The 13,683-nt window shown below is 73.3% G+C and carries 11 protein-coding genes and 1 pseudogene; 5 read left to right on the forward strand and 7 right to left on the reverse strand.

Annotated features, from left to right (window positions below; genetic code table 11):
* Window positions 1–11: 11 nt before the first annotated feature.
* Both pheS and pheT read left to right on the forward strand, forming a co-directional pair.
* Window positions 12–1,133: a phenylalanine--tRNA ligase subunit alpha gene (pheS, locus tag OG896_RS33415; protein WP_329371345.1), complete on the forward strand. Its 1,122-nt coding sequence runs from the start codon at window positions 12–14 to the stop codon at window positions 1,131–1,133.
* Window positions 1,133–3,643, forward strand: a complete 2,511-nt coding sequence (pheT, locus tag OG896_RS33420) for a phenylalanine--tRNA ligase subunit beta (RefSeq protein WP_329371347.1) — start codon at window positions 1,133–1,135, stop codon at window positions 3,641–3,643. Before pheS ends, pheT begins: the two co-directional genes overlap by 1 nt.
* Before the next feature lie 394 nt (window positions 3,644–4,037).
* Here the strand turns inward: pheT and OG896_RS33425 are convergent, their stop codons facing one another.
* From OG896_RS33425 to OG896_RS33440, 4 genes are read right to left on the reverse strand one after another with little or no spacing between them, the layout of a single operon-like run.
* Window positions 4,038–4,694, reverse strand: coding sequence for a response regulator transcription factor (locus OG896_RS33425; protein ID WP_329371349.1), 657 nt, complete (start codon window positions 4,692–4,694; stop codon window positions 4,038–4,040).
* On the reverse strand, window positions 4,646–5,731 hold the full coding sequence (locus tag OG896_RS33430) for a sensor histidine kinase (RefSeq protein ID WP_329371351.1): 1,086 nt from the start codon (window positions 5,729–5,731) through the stop codon (window positions 4,646–4,648). Before OG896_RS33430 ends, OG896_RS33425 begins: the two co-directional genes overlap by 49 nt.
* Complete coding sequence (locus OG896_RS33435) at window positions 5,728–7,086, reverse strand: FtsX-like permease family protein (RefSeq protein WP_329371352.1); 1,359 nt, start codon at window positions 7,084–7,086, stop codon at window positions 5,728–5,730. The genes OG896_RS33430 and OG896_RS33435 overlap by 4 nt, the downstream gene beginning before the upstream one ends.
* On the reverse strand, window positions 7,086–7,967 hold the full coding sequence (locus tag OG896_RS33440; protein WP_329371354.1) for an ABC transporter ATP-binding protein: 882 nt from the start codon (window positions 7,965–7,967) through the stop codon (window positions 7,086–7,088). The genes OG896_RS33435 and OG896_RS33440 overlap by 1 nt, the downstream gene beginning before the upstream one ends.
* Window positions 7,968–8,541: 574 nt before the next feature.
* Between OG896_RS33440 and OG896_RS33445 the strand changes: the two genes are divergently transcribed.
* Window positions 8,542–9,393 carry an ABC transporter ATP-binding protein gene (locus OG896_RS33445; RefSeq protein ID WP_329374432.1) on the forward strand — a complete coding sequence of 284 codons (852 nt, stop codon included), beginning with the start codon at window positions 8,542–8,544 and terminating at the stop codon, window positions 9,391–9,393.
* Window positions 9,394–9,439: 46 nt separating this feature from the next.
* Here OG896_RS33445 and OG896_RS33450 read toward each other — a convergent pair whose 3' ends face one another.
* From OG896_RS33450 to OG896_RS33460, 3 genes are all read right to left on the reverse strand, one after another.
* The gene (locus tag OG896_RS33450; protein ID WP_329371356.1) at window positions 9,440–10,081 is read right to left on the reverse strand and encodes an HAD family hydrolase; all 642 of its coding nucleotides are present in this window, start codon (window positions 10,079–10,081) and stop codon (window positions 9,440–9,442) included.
* Window positions 10,082–10,183: 102 nt separating this feature from the next.
* Window positions 10,184–10,621 carry an SDR family NAD(P)-dependent oxidoreductase gene (locus OG896_RS33455; protein WP_329371358.1) on the reverse strand — a complete coding sequence of 146 codons (438 nt, stop codon included), beginning with the start codon at window positions 10,619–10,621 and terminating at the stop codon, window positions 10,184–10,186.
* Window positions 10,543–10,968, reverse strand: a complete 426-nt coding sequence (locus tag OG896_RS33460; RefSeq protein ID WP_329371360.1) for an SDR family oxidoreductase — start codon at window positions 10,966–10,968, stop codon at window positions 10,543–10,545. Before OG896_RS33460 ends, OG896_RS33455 begins: the two co-directional genes overlap by 79 nt.
* A gap of 311 nt (window positions 10,969–11,279) precedes the next feature.
* On the opposite strand from OG896_RS33460, the pseudogene uppS reads away from it, so the two are divergent.
* Together uppS and OG896_RS33470 are read left to right on the forward strand one after the other, a co-directional pair.
* A pseudogene (gene uppS / locus OG896_RS33465) lies at window positions 11,280–11,999 on the forward strand (polyprenyl diphosphate synthase); the annotation flags it as partial.
* Window positions 12,000–12,118: 119 nt separating this feature from the next.
* Window positions 12,119–13,594, forward strand: coding sequence for an oxygenase MpaB family protein (locus OG896_RS33470; protein ID WP_329374434.1), 1,476 nt, complete (start codon window positions 12,119–12,121; stop codon window positions 13,592–13,594).
* The last annotated feature ends 89 nt before the right edge of the window (window positions 13,595–13,683 follow it).

Consider the following 13,683-nt stretch of genomic DNA (forward strand, 5'->3'; position numbering starts at 1 on the left):
AACGGGAAGAGATGTCGGCACCGAACAAGTCGTACGACCCAGTCGAGGTCGAGGCGTTGCAGCCGGAGCAGATCGAGCGGATGCGCGACGACGCGCTCGCCGCGATCGCGGCCGCCGCCGATCTGGACGCGCTCACCCACGTCAAGACCGCGCACGCCGGCGGCGGTTCGCCGCTCGCGCTGGCCAACCGCGAGATCGGCGCGCTGCCTCCGCAGGCCAAGGCCGAGGCGGGCAAGCGGGTCGGCCAGGCCCGCGGCCAGGTGAACAAGGCGCTCGCCGCCCGCCAGACCGAGCTGGAAGCCGAGCGCGACGCGCGGGTGCTGGTCGAGGAGGCGGTCGATGTCACGCTGCCCTACGGCCGGGTCCCGGCGGGCGCCCGCCACCCGCTGACCACCCTGGGCGACCGCATCGAGGACATCTTCGTCGCCATGGGCTACGAGGTCGCCGAGGGCCCCGAGGTCGAGTCCGAATGGCTCAACTTCGACGCGCTGAACTTCCCGCCGGACCACCCGGCCCGCGACGCCCAGGACACCTTCTTCGTGGCCGGCCCCGACGGCGCCCAGCCGTCCGGGATGGTGCTGCGCACGCACACCTCGCCGGTGCAGATCCGCGCCCTGCTGGCGCGCGAGCTGCCCGTGTACGTGATCGCGCCCGGCCGGGTCTACCGCTCCGACGAGCTGGACGCCACCCACACCCCGGTGTTCGCCCAGGTCGAGCTGCTGGCCGTGGACGAGGGCCTGACCATGGCGGACCTCAAGGGCACGCTGGACCACATGGTGGTCGCGCTCTTCGGCGAGGGGATGACGACCCGGCTGCGGCCGAACTTCTTCCCGTTCACCGAGCCGTCCGCCGAGATGGACATGCTCTGCTACGTCTGCCGCGGCGCGTCCGTCGGCAACCCCGACCGCCCCTGCCGCACCTGCTCCTCCGAGGGCTGGATCGAGCTGGGCGGCTGCGGCATGGTCAACCCCAAGGTGCTCATCGCCTGCGGTGTCGACCCCCAGAAGTACAGCGGCTTCGCGTTCGGCTTCGGCATCGAGCGGATGATGATGTTCCGCCACAACGTCGAGGACATGCGAGACATCGTCGAGGGTGACGTGCGTTTCACCCTTCCGTTCGGGATGGAGATCTGATGCGGGTCCCGCTTTCTTGGCTGCGGGAGTACGTCGACCTGCCGGCCGGCACCACCGGCCGCGACGTCCAGGCCAAGCTCATTTCCGCCGGTCTTGAGGTCGAGACCGTCGAGCACGTGGGCGCCGGGCTGCAAGGGCCGCTGATCGTCGGCCAGGTGCTGACCATCGAGGAACTGGAGGGCTTCAAGAAGCCGATCCGGTTCTGCACCGTGGACGTCGGCAAGGCCAACGGGTCCGGCGAGCCGCAGGAGATCGTCTGCGGCGCGCGGAACTTCGCGGTCGGCGACAAGGTCGTGGTGATCCTGCCCGGCGGGGTGCTGCCCGGCGACTTCCGGATCTCCGCCCGCAAGACGTACGGCAAGACCTCGCACGGCATGATCTGCTCGGCCCGCGAGCTCGGCATGGGCGACGACCACGACGGCATCGTGGTCCTCCCGCCCGAGCACGAGGTCGGCACCGACGCGATCGGCCTGCTCGAACTCGTCGACGACGTCCTGGACATCGCGGTCACCCCCGACCGCGGCTACTGCCTGTCGCTGCGCGGCGTGGCCCGCGAGGCCGCGACCGCGTTCGGGCTGCCGCTGAGCGACCCCGCGCTGATCGACGTGCCCGGGCCCAAGGAGGGCGGTTACCCGGTGCAGGTCTCCGACCCGGCCGGGTGCGACCGCTTCACCGCCCGCACCGTCACCGGCGTCAACCACGAGGCCCGCTCGCCGATCTGGCTCCAGCGCCGGCTGCAGAAGGTCGGCATGCGGCCGATCTCGCTCGCCGTGGACATCACCAACTACGTGATGTTCGAGGTCGGGCAGCCGCTGCACGCCTACGACCGGACCCGGCTGACCGGCCCGATCGGGGTGCGCCGCGCCGAGGCCGGCGAGAAGCTGACCACCCTCGACGGCGTCGAGCGGGTGCTGGACGCCGAGGACCTGGTGATCACCGACGAGACCGGGCCGATCGGCCTGGCCGGCGTGATGGGTGGCGCGCACACCGAGATCGCCGACTCCGGGGTCGACTCCGGCACCAGCGAGATCGTCATCGAGGCCGCGCACTTCGACCCGGTGTCGATCGCCCGCACCGCCCGCCGGCACAAGCTGAGCTCCGAGGCGGCCCGCCGCTTCGAGCGCGGCACCGACCCGCAGGCCACCGCCGCCGCCGCGCAGCGCGCGGTGGACCTGCTGGTGCTGCTCGCCGGCGGCGCCGCGGAGCCCGGCGTCACCGACGTCGCCGTGCCCGCCGAGCCGCGCACCGTCGCGATGCCCGCCGACCACCCGGACCGGGTGGCCGGCACCGCGTACGGCCGCGAGACCGTGGTGCGCCGCCTCCAGCAGGTCGGCTGCCACGTCACCGGCTCGGACGACCTGGTCGTCAGCGTGCCGAGCTGGCGGCCCGACCTCGCCTTCCCCAACGACCTCGCGGAAGAGGTCATCCGGCTGGAGGGCTACGAGAACCTGCCCTCCACCCTGCCCAAGGTGCCCTCGCAGCGCGGCCTGACCGACTCCCAGCTGCTGCGCCGCCGGATCGGCCGCGCGCTGGCCGGCATCGGGTACGTGGAAGCGCCGACCTACCCCTTCCTCGGCGCCGAGGTCTTCGACGCGCTGGGCCTCGACGCGGACGACCCGCGCCGCCGCACCGTCCGCCTCGCCAACCCGCTGTACGACAACGAGCCGGCGCTGCGCACCACCCTGCTGCCCGGGCTGCTCGGGGCGCTGCGCCGCAACGACGGGCGCGGCACCCACGACCTCGCGCTCTTCGAGACCGGCCTGGTCTTCCACCCCAAGGACGGCGCCGGCAGCCCGCCGCGGCCGCCGGTCGACCGCCGGCCCACCGCGGAGGAGATCGCCGCGCTGGAGGCCGCGCTGCCGGACCAGCCGCGGCACGCCGCCGTCGTGCTGGCCGGGGCCCGCGAGCCCGCCGGCTGGTGGGGCCCGGGGCACCCGGCCGGCTGGGCCGACGCGATCGAGGCGGCCCGTACGGTCGCCCGCGAGGCCGGGGTCGAGCTGATCCTGCGTCAGGACCACCACGCGCCTTACCACCCCGGCCGGTGCGCCGCCTTCTACGCCGTCGCCCCCGACGGCACGGAGCTGCTCATCGGGCACGGCGGTGAACTCCACCCGCGCGTCACCAAGGCGCTCGGTGTGCCCGAGCGCACCTCGGCGATGGAGGTCGACCTCGACCTGATCGAGTTCGCCGGGGCCGGGAAACGCCCGGCGGGGCCGCGGGTGTCCACGTTCCCCGTCGCCACGCAGGACGTCGCGCTCGTCGTCGCGGCCGACGTGCCCGCCGCCGAGGTCGAGACGGCGCTGCGTGAAGGTGCCGGTGAACTCCTTGAGTCCCTGCGGCTCTTCGACGTCTTCACCGGTTCGCAGATCGGGGAGGGGCGCAAGTCCCTGGCGTATGCGCTGCGCTTCCGTGCGCACGATCGGACGCTCACCGCGGAGGAGGCGTCCGCCGCCCGCGATGCGGCGGTCGCCCGCGCGGCAGAGCGCACCGACGCGGTGCTGCGGAGCTAGCGGGACCCTCCCGGGTGCCCCCGTCCTGTGGGGTCCCGGGACCACCCGCCGGTGGGGGGCTTCGCGGCCCCCCGCCGCGACGGTCCCGGTCTGATCCCGGCTTCCGCCGGTAGCGGGTTGCTCGCTCCGTCCTCCCCCCGAGTTTCGCCTGGGTGGTACCCCCACGCGCCCCTTCGGCTGTGCGCCGTTGGGGCGCGGTGCGTTCCCGGCTGCGGGTGGTGGTCTGCTGAGGGCGCAGTTCCCCGCGTCCGTTGGTAGGTGGCCCTCCTTTCGGGGAGGAGCCACGCAACTCCAGGGCGCGTGGGTGGGCTTCCGCTGGCTTCGCCGGGGGGAAAGGAGCGAGCAACCCACTACTGGCGGGTGGCCCCGGGGCCGGAGCGGGGGAACCCGGGGGTCAGGGGCGCCCTGGGTCGCGGAGGTATTGGAGGACCGCCAGGACTCGGCGGTTGTCGTCGGGGGCTGTCGGCAGATCCAGCTTCGTGAAGATGTTGTTGATGTGCTTGCTGACGGCGTTCTCGGTGATGACGAGGGCGGAGCCGATCCCGGCGTTGGAACGGCCCTGCGCCATGAGGGAAAGCACCTCGCGTTCGCGGGGGGTGAGCCGGGTGAGGGGTTCGTGGCCGCCGAGGCGGGTGACCATCGCGGCCACCACCTTGGGGTCGAGCACCGTCGCTCCGCCGGCCACTTGCCGTACGGTCTCCACGAAGTCCGGGACGTTGCCCACCCGGTCCTTGAGGAGGTAGCCGATGGCGCCCTCGCCGGACCGCAGCAACTCGCGGGCGTAGAGCTGCTCGACGTATTGGCTCAGCACGACCACCGGCAGGCCGGGGCGCCGTTCACGCGCCTCCAGCGCCGCGACCAGCCCCTCGTTGGTGAAGCTCGGCGGCATCCGGACGTCGACGATCGCGACGTCGACCTTCTCGCGGGCCAGGACCTCCGCCAGTGCCTCGGGATCGCCTACGGCTCCGGCGATCTCGAAGCCGTGGGCGCCCAGCAGCCGGGTCAGGCCGTCCCGGAGGAGGGCGAGGTCTTCGGCGATGACAACGCGCAAGGTACCTCCATCGCCACCCGGGTCGGGCCACCGGGCGGGCTGTCCACTGTGACGGTGCCGTCGAAGACTTCCAGCCGGCGGGCCACCCCGCTCAGCCCCGTACCGGCGCCGGGTGCGGCGCCGCCGACCCCGTCGTCACCGACGACGACCGACAGGGTATCGGCGCGGTGGTCGAGGCGGACCCACGCGCCGGCGGCCCGGCTGTGCTTGACGACGTTGGCCAGGCATTCGGTGATCGCGAAGTAGACCGCCGACTCGACCGGCGCTTCGAGCCGCCCGGGTACGTCGGCGGTGACCTCCACCGGCAGTGCCAGGTCGAGCGCGACCGCCTCGACCGCGCCGACCAGGCCCCGGTCGGCGAGGACCGGGGGCTGGATGCCCTCCATGACGGTGCGCAACTCCTCCAGCGCGGTCAGGGTGGTGCCGCGGGCCTCGACGAGGAGTTCGGCCACGGCGTCCGGGTCGCGCGACAGCAACTCGCCGGCCAACCCCAGGTTCATCGCCAGCGACACCATCCGGGCCTGCGCCCCGTCGTGCAGGTCCCGCTCGATCCGCTTGAGTTCGGCCGCCTGCACGTCCAGCACGCCGCTGCGGGTACGGCGTAGCGCGGCGACCCGCTCGGTCAGTTCCCGCTCCCGCTCCCGGGCCAGCGGCAACCACCAGGCGTGCGCGAGCAGTGCCAGCGTCACCACCGGGATGGTGAACACGGGCCAGAAGAATCCGCGACCGGACAGCGCCCACACGGTGACGTCGAGCGCGATGTACACGGCGCTCAGCGCGGCCTGCACCGTGAACGCCCGGGTGCGCCCCGGCGGCCGGTCCAGCGCCCACCGCAGCGCGCACTGCGTCACGAGGTTCAGCCCCAGGCCGAACCACACCCAGCGCGGCCAGAAGTAGTGCGACGGGCCCGCCATCCACACGATGGTGGGGGCGAGTCCGAGGGGCACGGAGGCCGCCGCCTGCCACCACAGCAGCGCACCCCAGCCGGGCCGGCGCCGCCGCTCACCTGCCCGGAGCGCACCGGGGTCGGTGGTCACGACGCCACCGCTCCCCGCAGCACGGCGGTGGCCGGGACGCGGGTGGTACGGCGGGCGGAGCCCAGCCCGGCGGCGAGCGTCAGAACGGCGACACCGGCCACCACGGCGACGTAGATCCCCGGTGAGGTGTCGGGCACTGCCTTGTCGGTCACGGCCAGACTGTAGGGCACGATCGACAGCAGCGCGGCGAGCGAGCCGAACAGCACCCCGGTGACCAGCGTCAGCACGGTCTCCGCACCGACCAGCCGGAGGATCTGCCGCGGTGTCGCGCCGGTCAGCCGCAGCTGTGCGAACTCCCGGTGCCGCGCGCTGGTATCGGCCACCATCAGGTTCACCAGCATCACGGCGGCGAACACCGCGAGCATGCCGACCACCACGTAGTTGAGGGTCGCGGTGCTCTTGTCGTCGGCGTTCATCACCGGGTGCGCGGAGTTCCAGATCGCCTGCATGTAGAGGGTGCCGACGGAGATCGCCGTGCACACCACGATCGGCATCATCGGGGTCGCCGCCCGCTGGAGCCGCCGGCGCACCCCCAGCACGCCGAGCTGTCCGCCGGCGCCCAGGGTTTCCAGCAGCGGCCCGAGCACGGCGACCGCCGCGCGCAGGATCACCGGTGCCAGCAGCGCGAAGCCGATCGAGGAGAGGATCGCGCCCTCGCCCGCGACGGACTGGCTCTGGAGCTGCTTGCCGTCGACCACGGTCGCGGTCAGCACCGCGCAGTTCGCACCGGCCAGGACCAGCACCACTCCGGCGACCAGGCGGAACCGGCTGGTGCGGTGCCCGCCGCCGGCGGCGTCGAGCTGGGCGTCCCGCACCCGGCGGCGGGCCGTGCGGCGCGCGGTGATCCAGGCCGCGGCCAGTGCCGCCAGCAGGCAGCCGCCGGCACCGACCGCGAGCGCGGCCGTGCCGAAGCGGTAGCCGATGCCGTGGTGCACCTGGTCGGTGTCCTGGAGTATGCGCAGCAGTCCGTATCCGCCGCCGTAGCCGAACGGGATCGCGAGCAGCGCGCCGGCCGCGCCGACCAGTGCCACCTCGCCCACCACCAGCCGCACCGCCTGTCCGGGCGTGGCGCCCAGGCTGCGCAGCAGCGCCAGTTCGGCGGCGCGCTGCCGGGAGGCGACCGCCAGGGTGGTGCCGACGGCGGAGGCCACCACGATCGCGCCCCAGCCGCCGACCACCATCGCCATGATCGTCAGTGTGGTCCGGTCGGTGCCGTGCACGCCCGGGGCGCCCGCGGTGTCGAGCATCGAGGCGAACGCCATCAGGATCGCCGCGCCGAGGAAGACGGAGAGGAAGCCCGCCAGGAAGCCGCCGCGCCGGTGCCGGACGGAGGCACGCGCCAGTCCGGTCGCCATCACGCCACCGCCTTCGGGGCGAGGCCGGTCACGCGGGCCCCCGCGGCCGCGGAGTGGGGAGGGGCACCGGTGGTCCGGGCGGCGGCGGCCGTCGCGGCCCGCGCGTCCAGGTGCGCCATCCGCCGGGCCACCTCGTCCGCGTCCGGGTCCGGCAGTTCGTCCACCAGCGCGCCGTCGGCGAGGAAGAGCACCCGGTCTGCGTACGACGCGGCGACCGGGTCGTGGGTGACCATGACCACGGTCTGCCCGAACTGCTGGACACTCTCCCGCAGCAGCGCCAGCACCTGCCGCCCGCTCGCGGTGTCCAGGGCGCCGGTCGGCTCGTCGGCGAAGAGCACCGCCGGGCGGCTGACCAGGGCCCGGGCGATCGCGACGCGCTGCTGCTGACCGCCGGACAGTTCGGCGGGCTGCCGGTCGGCGAGGTCGGCGATGCTCAGCCGCGCGAGGACCGCCGCCACTTCGCCGCGGCGCGCCCGCCGACCCGCCAGCCGCTGCGGCAGCATCACGTTCTGCGCCACTGTCAGGTACGGGATCAGGTTGTAGTGCTGGAACACGAAGCCTATCCGGGACCTGCGGAACCTGGTCAGTTCCGCCTCGCCGCCGCCGGGCAGTTCGTCGCCGGCCACCAGGACCCGGCCCTCGGTCGGCCGGTCCAGGCCGGCCGCGCACTGGAGCAGGGTGCTCTTGCCGGAGCCCGAGGGGCCCATCACCGAGGTGAAGGTGCCGCTTGCCAGGGTGAGCGAGACGCCGTCCAGAGCGGTGACGGGGTGACCCGCGCCTTCGTAGACCTTCGTCACCGATGAGAGGCGCAGTGCCTCCCGGGTGGTTCCTCCTGTGCCCTGCGAGCTGGCTGTTTTCGACCCGACCCCGTTGCCGCGCATGGTTCCGACCTCTCCTCGCCATCCGTTTTCCCGTCGAGTTCGACGCTACGGATTGCGGGCGCCCGGCAACATGAAGTCAGCATCCCGCTTTCGTACTACAGCTAACCCCACCCCCCGGGTGCCCCCGTCCTGTCCGTCCCGGGACCACCTGCCGGTGGGTGGTCGTTCTCGCAGTTCCCCCCAGAGCTTCGCCTGGGTGGGGGTGCCCCCGGCGGAGCCAGGGGGAGTGCCCCCACGCGCCCCTGGGTCGGTGCGGCCATTCCGGGGCTGCCTGTGGTGGTTGCTCGTCGTTGTCGGGCGCGGAGTGGGGCGTGAGCGTTGAGGGCGAGGGGTGGAGCCGGGGGGCACGGGGGTACGTAAGAGGGCGAAATGCGCGAAGGTGGTGAATGGTGGCTCACGGAGGAGTGGAAACGTGGCGGATGAGGGCGCTGGGCGTGGGGGCGGTCGCCCGGAGCAGCCGGAGCGTCCGGGCGGCGGACGCGGCGCCGAGTCACCCGACGAGGTGGAGCGGATGGCGCGGATCGAGCGGATGGAGGAGTTGGAGCGGGCGGAGTCCGAAGAGGCGCGGGCGGAGATGGATGAGGCCGCGCCGACGCGGTTGGCGGCTGAGGAGGGGGCGGAGGCGGAGGCCGATGGGCCGGCCGAGGGCGCCAGGGAACGCGGGGGGCCGGTGCTTCCGCTCGTTCCGACGGTCGTGGTGGACGATTTGCACGTGGTGTACCGCATCCACACCGCGGGATCGGGCCACAGCAACGCGGCCACGGCGCTGGCCCGTATGGTGCTGCGGCGCGGCTCGCCCAACATCCACCTGGTGCACGCGGTGCGCGGCGTGTCGTTCACCGCGTACCGGGGCGAGGCCATCGGCATCATCGGGTCGAACGGCTCCGGCAAGTCCACGCTGCTCAAGGCGATCGCCGGACTGCTGCCGGCCGAGCGCGGCCGGGTCTACACCGAGGGACAGCCGTCGCTGCTGGGGGTGAACGCCGCGCTGATGAACGACCTGACCGGGGGCACCAACGTGGTCCTCGGCGGGCTGGCGATGGGCATGACCCAGGAGGAGGTCCAGGCCCGCTACCAGCAGATCGTCGACTTCTCCGGCATCAACGACAAGGGCGACTTCATCACGCTGCCGATGCGCACGTACTCCTCCGGCATGGCGGCCCGGCTGCGCTTCTCGATCGCCGCCGCGAAGAACCACGATGTGCTGATGATCGACGAGGCACTGGCCACCGGCGACCGCGCGTTCCAGAAGCGCTCGGAGGAACGTATCCGGGAACTGCGCGAGGAGGCCGGCACCGTCTTCCTCGTGTCGCACAACAACAAGTCCATCCGCGACACCTGCGACCGGGTGCTGTGGATCGAGAAGGGCGAACTCCTCATGGACGGACCCACGGACGAGGTCGTGGACGCGTACGAGAGGAGCTGACCGGTGAAGGGAAAGGGAGCCGGCCGGGGATGAGCGGGAGGGCGGCTCAGTCCTGGAGCAGGCCGGCGAGTTCGGTCAGCGAGTCGACCCGGAAGTCCGCCGCCGCGACCACCCGCGGGTCGTCCGCCCACAGGTGTCCCCACGGGCCGCGCCTCAAGTGCGCGGTGCGCAGGCCCGCTTCCTTGGCCGGGTGGATGTCGTTGGCCGGGTGGTCGCCGACGTAGAGGGTCTCGGCGGCCGGTGTGCGGGTGGTCTCCAGCAGGCGGACGAAGAACGCCGGGTCGGGCTTGGCGACGCCCCACTCGCCCGATGTCGCGACGCCGTCCGCCGGCAGGTCGAGGTCGCGGAGCAACTGCCCCGCCCTGGCGGTCTGGTTGCCCGCCACCACCACCCGGACGCCGGCCTGCCGCAGCGCGGCGAGCGAGGGCCGTACGTCCGGGTAGAGGTCCGTCTCGTCGAGGTGCTCGCCCCGCCCGGCGGCTTCGCGGGCCGCGTAGGCGGCCTCCATGTCCAGGCCGGGGCGCAACAGCCTTATGGCGTCCGCGTTGTCGTCGCCGCGTGAGACCACCGCTCCCACCAGCGCGGAGACGGTGTGCCGGGGCACGCCGAGCCAGTCGGCCCACCCGGCCCAGAAACGGCTGTCGGACACGAGGGTTTCGCCGATGTCGAGGGCGACGGCTTTGATCACGTTGCCCACATTAGGCGCATACGGTCGGTAGCCACGCAAGACCGCGCCGCCCGCGCGCCCGGGACCGGGGGAGTGCACGCAGCCACGTCACAGCCGTATCGGTCACGCCGTGTCGGTCATGCCTTGGCGGCCGGCGGGCGCCAGGCGTTCCAGGTGACGAGCCGCTGCCGGTAGGCCGCTTCGACGACGGGATGGGGGTAGGTGCCGAGGAAGAGCCGGAGTGGCGGTTCGCCGGTGTCGACGAGTTCGAGGATGACGTCGGCGGTGGCCCCCGGGTCCTGTGGCGCGCGGGCGCGGGCGCCGGCGCGGCGCGCCTCGCCTCGCCTCGCGGACCGGCTCGTAGGCGGCGATGGGTTCGGTGTGCACCGCGGACGCGCCGGACCAGTCGGTGCCGTAGGGGCCGGGTTCGACGATCGTGACGTGGATGCCGAACGGGCGGACCTCCTGGGCGAGGGCCACGCTCATTCCTTCGAGCGCCCACTTGGAGGCGTGGTACAGGCCGAGGGCGGGGAAGGCGGCGACGCCGCCGATGCTGGACACCTGGATGAAATGCCCGCCGCGCCGGGCGCGCAGGAACGGCAGCGCGCGGCCTGCGTCACCCGCAGCGGACCGAGCAGGTCGGTGTCGAGTTGGGCGCGGGCCTGCTCCTCGGTGGTCTCCTCGACCATGCCGAAGAGGCCGTAGCCGGCGTTGTTGACGACGATGTCGAGGTGGCCGAAGGTCCCGGCGGCCCGCCCGGCGGCGGCGGTGACGGCGCCGCGGTCGGCGACGTCGAGCCGGAGCGGCGGCCACTCGCTGAGCGGCGGAGCGGGCGCCGCATAATCGGGCTGGCGTGCTACGGGTGAATCCCCGCCGATCTTCCTGCGCCCGCGCCCCGGGGTGGGCACTCTGCTGAGTGCCGGACCGATCGCGGTCGGGCCCTGCCGGGCCGGTCCGCGGCGGGGGGAGGGTGCGCGGACAGCGGGGGGCACATGTGACGGTCGATGAACGAGACGGTGCGGCACCGATTCCGGCCCCAGTCCCGGCACCGGGTTCGGCCCCAACTCCGGCCCGGGACCCGGTTCCGGCCCCGGACCCGGCCTCAGACCCGGCCGCCGCGTCGCCGGCGGACCCGGCCGCTTCCGCGGTCCCGGCGCGGGCCCGTCCGCATCCGTCCCGCCCGCCCCACTCTCCCCCTCCGCCCGACGAGGGGCGGCCCAGGGCCGTACCGCGGCACGTCGCCTGCGTGATGGACGGCAACGGCCGATGGGCCGAACAGCGGTCCCTGCCAAGGACGTCGGGCCACCGGGCGGCCGAGACACCGGTGATCGAGGTCATCGAGGCGGCGCGGTCGGCCGGGGTGAAGTGGCTGAGCCTGTACGCGTTCTCCACGGAGAACTGGCGCCGCCCGAGCACCGAGGTCGACTTCCTCATGCGGCTGGTGCGCCGCGTCGTGCGCAAGCACGCCGCGCTCCTGCACGCGCGCGGCATCCGCTGCCGGTTCCTGGGCGTCACGGACCCGAGGATTCCGGCGCCGCTGGCCCGCGACTTCGCCGACCTGATGACGCTGACCGCGCCGAACCGGGGCATGACGCTCACCGTGGCGTTCGACCACGGCGGCCGCCGGGACATCGTCGAGGCGGCGCGTTCCCTCATCCGCAGCGAGACCCCGGCCGAGGACGTCGACGAGCGGCACTTCGCCGCCCATCTGCCGTTTCCCGACACCCCGGACGTGGACCTCGTGATCCGTACGTCCGGCGAGCAGCGCATCTCCAACTTCATGCTCTGGCAGGTCGCCTACGCCGAGTGGATCTTCCCGCCGGTGCTCTGGCCCGACTTCCGCGCGCCGCACTTCCTGGAGTGCGTACGCGCCTACCAGCACCGCGATCGCCGCTTCGGCGGCGTGACCCCGCACCCGAACGGAGAGACCCACCTGTGACGGACGTTGGCAGCAGCAGCGGCGCGAGGCGCACCGGCCCCAGGAGCGGCGGCCCGACGAACACCGGTCCGGGCGGCGCCTCTTCGGCGCCCCGCCCCGAAGTCCCTTCGGACGACTCCCTGTTCGGCCCCGACTCGCAGTTCCACCGGTTCTTCGACGACCCGCGCTGGGCGCTGGCCGTGGTGCGGGCCACCGTGCTGGAGGCCGCCCACCCGCAGGTGGGTGCCGCCCTGATCGACAACTCGACGTTCGTCGCCCATCCGTGGCGGCGGCTGCGCAACACCCTCGTCAGCCTGCAGCGGATGTTCGGCCCCGACGAGCACATCCGGCAGCGGGAGGCCGCGCGCCTCAACCGCCTGCACGCCAGGCTGTCCGGCACCGACGCCCAGAACCGCGCCTACGACGCCATGGACCCGGAGGTCCGCGCCTGGGTGGTCGCCACGCTCTTCGAGAGCTCGGTCACCATGTGCCGGCTGAGCGGACAGCCGCTCGACCAGGCCACGATGGCGCGGCTGTACGCCGAATTCCTCGCGTACCTGGCCGCGTTGGGGGACAAGGGCGGCCATCTGCCGCCCACCCTGCCGGAGTTCTGGAAGTACTACGACCGCGTGGTCGAGGAGGAGCTGGAGAACACGGACGCGGTGCGCGTCATCCTCTACAAGCTCTTCGACCACCTCCCGGCGCCGCCTCTGCTGGACGGCCTACCCACCGTGTGGGCCGCGGGCCGCGCGCTCGCTGGGCCGGTGATCGGCACGATCACCGTGGCGTCCCTGCCGGAGCCGTTCCGCCGCCGGGCCGGGCTGCCCGAGACGCCGGGCGCCCAGACCCTGATGCAGGGCGCGTACATGGCGGCCGGCCTGGCCCGTTTCCTGCCCGAGGGCTGGGTGCGGACCGAGAGCGTCACCAACCTCCTCTACCTCACCCCGGACAGCGCCGACCCCCAGGCGGCGACGCTCAACGCGCTGCGCGACCAGGTGAAGCGGGCCGGAGCGCTGTTCCGGCTGGTCGTGCCGCTGCCCGGGCCGCGCGGCCACGAGCACGACGAGGACCTCGGTCCCGCACGGGGAAGCGAGCAGGACCGGGACCGGGAGCGCGGTCCCGTACGGGCGGAGGCCGGGACCAGGAGCGCCGCCGAGTTCTTCACCGAGGTGCTGGACCAGACCGGTGACGGCTATCTGGACTGGCCCGATCTCGCCGCGATGGCACGGGAGTTGTCCTCCCGGCTCGATCTGGACGAGCCGGAGGAGACCCGGCTCTACAACGCCTTCGCCGCCTGGTGGAAGGAACTCCAGTCCGACATCGACATCGACGGCGACGGCCGGATCAGCGCGGAGGAGTACGCCGCCGCGGTGCCGTCCCTCGCCGGGCCCGCGCTGATCCGGGTCGCCGAGGTGCTCTTCGACGTCACCGACGCGGACGGCAACCAGGTCATCGACGCGGAGGAGTACCGGGCGCTGTTCCGTACCGGATTCCGCCGCACCATGACGGACGGTGAAGTCCGGTACTCCCGCAGCGCGTTCGTGCAGGACTTCCTCTCCTTCATGGCGGGCCGGGCCCGCTCCACCGCCTACGACCCGCTCCTCAGCGAGGCGTGAGGCGCGGGCCGGGGAGCGGAACAGGGACCGGTACACCGGTACGCGGAACCGGGCAGGGACCGGTACGACGGACCGGTACGAGGGACCCG

Origin of the sequence: Streptomyces sp. NBC_00669, from assembly GCF_036226785.1 — a bacterium.
GTDB lineage: Bacteria > Actinomycetota > Actinomycetes > Streptomycetales > Streptomycetaceae > Actinacidiphila.

Coding starts and splice junctions, on each gene's coding strand:
- pheS (WP_329371345.1), top strand. CDS start 12: ATGTCGGCACCGAACAAGTCGTACGACCCAGTCGAGGTCGAGGCGTTG.
- pheT (WP_329371347.1), top strand. CDS start 1,133: ATGCGGGTCCCGCTTTCTTGGCTGCGGGAGTACGTCGACCTGCCGGCC.
- OG896_RS33435 (WP_329371352.1), bottom strand. CDS start 7,086: ATGGCGACCGGACTGGCGCGTGCCTCCGTCCGGCACCGGCGCGGCGGC.
- OG896_RS33440 (WP_329371354.1), bottom strand. CDS start 7,967: ATGCGCGGCAACGGGGTCGGGTCGAAAACAGCCAGCTCGCAGGGCACA.
- OG896_RS33445 (WP_329374432.1), top strand. CDS start 8,542: ATGGATGAGGCCGCGCCGACGCGGTTGGCGGCTGAGGAGGGGGCGGAG.